Genomic DNA, 4,100 nt, shown 5'->3' with positions numbered 1-4,100 from the left:
GCGGCAGCCGGCGCCGCGGCCGGGGCCCGAGCCGGTGCGGCAGCCGCATCAGCCGCAGCTTCAGCCTCGGCCTCGGCCGGGGCGGGATGGCAGACCGGCCCAGCGGAATCGGCAGCGAGCGGCAGCACATCGGGAACCACATTCGACGGAACAGGTGCCCGCGCCGGAACCGTCGAAGGCGATTCGGGATCCACGGCCGCCTCGACGCCCGACCCGCGTCTCGAGTCCAACCGGGCGCTGCATGAGGCCGACCTGGTGCTGAACGAGTTCCGTCAGCAGCTGCGCGCGGACCTGCGCCAGGCTGCCACACGGTCCGGCGTGCCGACCACGCTCGTGCCGGAACTTCGAGCTCGCCTGGTCGAGGTGCGCGCGGACATCCTCGCCGCCCTGCACCGGCAGCGCGGCCACTAGCCCGGAGCGGTGCAACAGCACCCCCCACACAGAACACCCTCGCCAGCTGCGCGGGTGTTCTGTGTGTCACCGTCGCAACCGGGTCAGACGGGACGGGCCGCGATCTCCTCGGCGGTGGGGTGGCGCGGTCGGTGCATCCCGCCGAACGGTCGATCGCGTGCAGGGACATCAGGGCGCCGCAGATCGGGCAGACCGGGCGCACCCGACACGCCCGCACGGCGGCCGACTCCCCTGGATTTGACAGAGGAATCCAAGGGAGTAGTGTCGTCCCTCGTGACACCAGAGGGAACCCCCCAGGCACCAGAAACACGTTCACCGAAAAGGTGGATCATCGGCGACCCGCTCTCGACCGAAAAGCTCGACGGCCAGTTGCTGCCCAAGCACCTCGCCCTCCCCATCTTCGCGAGCGACCCGCTGTCGAGCGTCGCGTATGCGCCGCAAGAGCTCCTGATGATCCTGACGCTCGGCGGGCTGGCCTTTCTCAGCTTCGCGCCCTGGGTCGCGGCGTGCGTCGTGCTACTGCTCGTCGTGGTCGTCGCGTCGTACCGCCAGCTGATCAAGGCCTACCCGTCCGGCGGCGGCGACTACGAGGTCGCGCACAAGAACCTCGGAGAGAAGGCCGGCCTCGTCGTCGCGTCCGCCCTGCTCGTCGACTACGTGATGACCGTGGTCGTGTCGGTGGCCAGCGGCGTGGACAACATCATCTCCGCACTGCCGGGCCTGGCGCCGTTCCGGGTGGAGTTCGCGGTCTTCTTCGTGATCCTTCTCGCGGCGGTCAACCTGCGCGGCGTGCACGAGTCGAGCAAGGCTTTCGCCATCCCCACCTACCTGTTCATCGCCAGCGTGCTGTTGATGGTCGTCGTGGGCCTCGCTCGGGTCGCCCTCGGCGATACCCCGATGGCCGAGTCGGCGAACTACGACGTAGAGGCCCAGAGCCTGGCCCAGTCGGCGTTCATCCTGCTGCTGCTGCGCTCCTTCGCGAGTGGGTGCAGCGCGCTCACCGGCGTCGAGGCGATCGCCAACGGGGTGCCCGCGTTCAAGCATCCGAAGGTCAAGAACGCCCAGCGCACGCTGGTGCTCATGGGCGGCATCGCCATCACGCTCTTCATCGGCCTGACCGCGCTCGCCCTGTTCTCGAAGGTGCACTACGCGGAGAATCCCTGCGACCTGATCGGCTGGGAGGAGTGCGCGACCTCCCCGCAGCGCAGCCTGATCGCCCAGATCGCGGCGGCCACCTTCGGCAACAACTCGATCATGTTCTTCGTGCTGCAGGCCGCGACCGCGGCGGTGCTGCTGCTGGCCGCCAACACGGCGTTCAACGGCTTCCCGCTGCTCGGCTCCGTGCTCGCCAAAGACTCCTACGCCCCGAAATCGCTCAGCACCCGCGGCGACCGCCTGATCTACTCCAACGGTGTGCTGCTGCTGGCCCTCTTCGCCTGCATCATCCTGGTCATCTACCAGGCCAACCTGACCGTGCTGATCCAGCTCTACATCATCGGCGTCTTCGTCTCCTTCACACTCGGGCAGACGGGCATGGTGCGGCACTGGCTGACCCTGCTGAAGACGAACCCGCCGAACCGGGCATCCATCATCGCCAGCCTCTCGATCAACGGCTTCGGCGCGCTGCTCACCGGCGTGGTGCTGATAGTGGTCACCATCACCAAGTTCACCCACGGCGCCTGGCTCGTCTTCGTTTTGATGCCTGTGCTGTTCACCCTCATGCTCGGCGTCAACCGGTACTACCGCGACGTCGCCAAGGAAATCGAAGTGGATGCCGACACCATCTTCGGCTCGTCGGGCGACCACGCGATCGTGCTGGTCGGCAAGATGCAGAAGCCCGTGCTCAAGGCGTTGGACTACGCGATCGCGGCCCGCCACGAGAGCATCGAGGCCGTACACATCTCCGTCGACGTCGACGAGACCAAGGCGCTCAAGCGCGCCTGGGTGCAGCAGAATATCCAGGTGCCGTTGCGCATCGTACAGTCGCCCTACCGGGATATCAGCTGGCCTCTGATCAGCTACATCAAGGATCGGCGCGAGGACCACGGCTCCGAGGTCGTCACCGTGTACACCCCGATCTACATCGTGGGCCACTGGTGGGAGGGTCTGCTGCACAACCACAAGGCCCGGCGGCTGCGCCAGAAACTCATGCTCGTGCACGGCGTCACCATTGCCCTGGTGCCGTGGCTGCTCGACTCCTCCGAGCTCATCTACGGCCGGCGCTCCCGGCCCGTGCCCGGCCAGGACCGCCGCGGCGAGCCCGTGCGCCCCCGCCCAATCCCGCGCCGCCCGCTCGCTCCGGCGACCAAGGACATCCCGATCCGACCCACGCCGGTCGTCGGCACGGTTCCGCCGAATTCCCGGCCGTCCGCCGCGCGGCGCCGCAAGAGGAAGTAACGGATGCGCCTTGCTCCCGGCGTCTTTCTCGGCGGCATGGTCGGCACGGGCCTTCGACTCGGCATCGATCAGGCTCTCCCGCACGCCGACACCGACTTCCCGGCGAGCACGCTGATCGCCAACACGATCGGGGCGTTCATCCTCGGCTGGCTGGTGGCCGGCCTGTGGACCCGCCCGGGCCTGCCGGCCTGGGTCAAGGCCGCCCTCGGCACGGGGGTGCTCGGGTCGTTCACGACCTACTCCGCCGTCATGGTGTCCCTGGTCGCGCTCGGCGCGGCCGGATTCCCGACTCTCGGCTGGATCTACCTGGCGGCCACTCTGCTGCTGGGGTTCGGGGCCGCGGCCCTCGGCCTGCAGCTGGGGGCGCAGCTTCGACACCGCGTGTTGCCGGACATTCCGGATGCCGGGAGCACTCTGTGAGCACCTGGCTGGTCCTCGGCGTACTCGTCACCGGTGGCGCGGCGGCGGTCATCCGTTACTTCGTCTCGCGTGCCTTCCCCGTCGGCCCCGAGCGGCTGCCGCTCGGCGTGTTGATCGTGAACGTGGCCGGATCGTTGATCGGCGGCGTGGTGCTCGGTCTCTCCGAGCGTGCCGCGGTGTCCGCCGACGTGCAGCTGATCCTGTTGACCGGGGTCTGCGGCGGCCTGACCACGTTCAGCACCTGGAGCGTCGAGACCGTCGAACTGACGCTCACCGGGCGTCGGCGAGCTGGCATTGTCAACCTGATCGGCACTCTCCTGCTCGGGTTCCTGGTCTGTGGTGCGGGCTACCTCCTCTCCCGCTGAGGTACAGTGAAGGAACGCTGATTGTGAACGTGCTCGGCGAACCGCTGCTCAGGATTTGCATCCTCGGCCCGTTCGGCCCGCCATGCTAAACTGACGGCTAGTTTTCACCATATTCGGCAACTCCCGGGAGACGTTCCTCTCACCCGGCCTGGCATCGTTAGGGGGTCTCGCATGGGGCGCGGCCGTCAAAAAGCAAAGCACACCAAGGTTGCCCGCGAGCTGAAGTACTTCAGCCCGGACACCAACTACAACGCGCTTGAGCGCGAGCTCACCGGGCATCCGGCCAACGACCCGCGCCTCGATGAGGACCTGGCGAAGTGGCCGGAGTACGAGGCCGGCAAGCCCGGCAAAGACGCAGACACCGACGACGACGCCGACGCCGACGCCGACGACCAATACGTCGACCATTACGCCACCGAAGACGAGCAGAAGCGCGCCTGACGCTCGGCTCATCTCGGCTCGGCTCGGCTCATCTCGGCTCGGCTCATCTCGGCTCGGCTCATCTCG

Annotated in this window: 4 protein-coding genes and 1 pseudogene; all 5 read left to right on the top strand. The window is 67.8% G+C overall.

Annotation, left to right across the window (positions count from 1 at the left end; translation table 11 throughout):
• Nucleotides 1-411, top strand: a pseudogene (locus CXY79_RS15815) (hypothetical protein); the annotation flags it as partial.
• A gap of 273 nt (nucleotides 412-684) precedes the next feature.
• The gene (locus tag CXY79_RS00110) at nucleotides 685-2,808 is read left to right on the top strand and encodes an APC family permease (protein WP_104099145.1); all 2,124 of its coding nucleotides are present in this window, start codon (nucleotides 685-687) and stop codon (nucleotides 2,806-2,808) included.
• 3 nt (nucleotides 2,809-2,811) lie between these two features.
• Nucleotides 2,812-3,228, top strand: a complete 417-nt coding sequence (locus tag CXY79_RS00105) for a CrcB family protein (RefSeq protein WP_104099143.1) — start codon at nucleotides 2,812-2,814, stop codon at nucleotides 3,226-3,228.
• Entirely contained in the window at nucleotides 3,225-3,593 is a 369-nt protein-coding gene (crcB, locus tag CXY79_RS15810) for a fluoride efflux transporter CrcB (protein WP_158250185.1), read from the top strand. Before CXY79_RS00105 ends, crcB begins: the two co-directional genes overlap by 4 nt.
• Nucleotides 3,594-3,764: 171 nt before the next feature.
• A complete protein-coding gene (locus CXY79_RS00095) occupies nucleotides 3,765-4,034 on the top strand; it encodes a DUF3073 domain-containing protein (RefSeq protein WP_104099142.1) in 270 nt (89 codons plus the stop codon).
• The last annotated feature ends 66 nt before the right edge of the window (nucleotides 4,035-4,100 follow it).

The organism is Cryobacterium sp. M96, assembly GCF_002929845.1.
Classification (GTDB): Bacteria; Actinomycetota; Actinomycetes; order Actinomycetales; family Microbacteriaceae; genus Cryobacterium; species Cryobacterium sandaracinum.
Note: the sequence above shows the minus strand (reverse complement) of the source record. Positions and strands in the feature narration are given on the sequence as shown.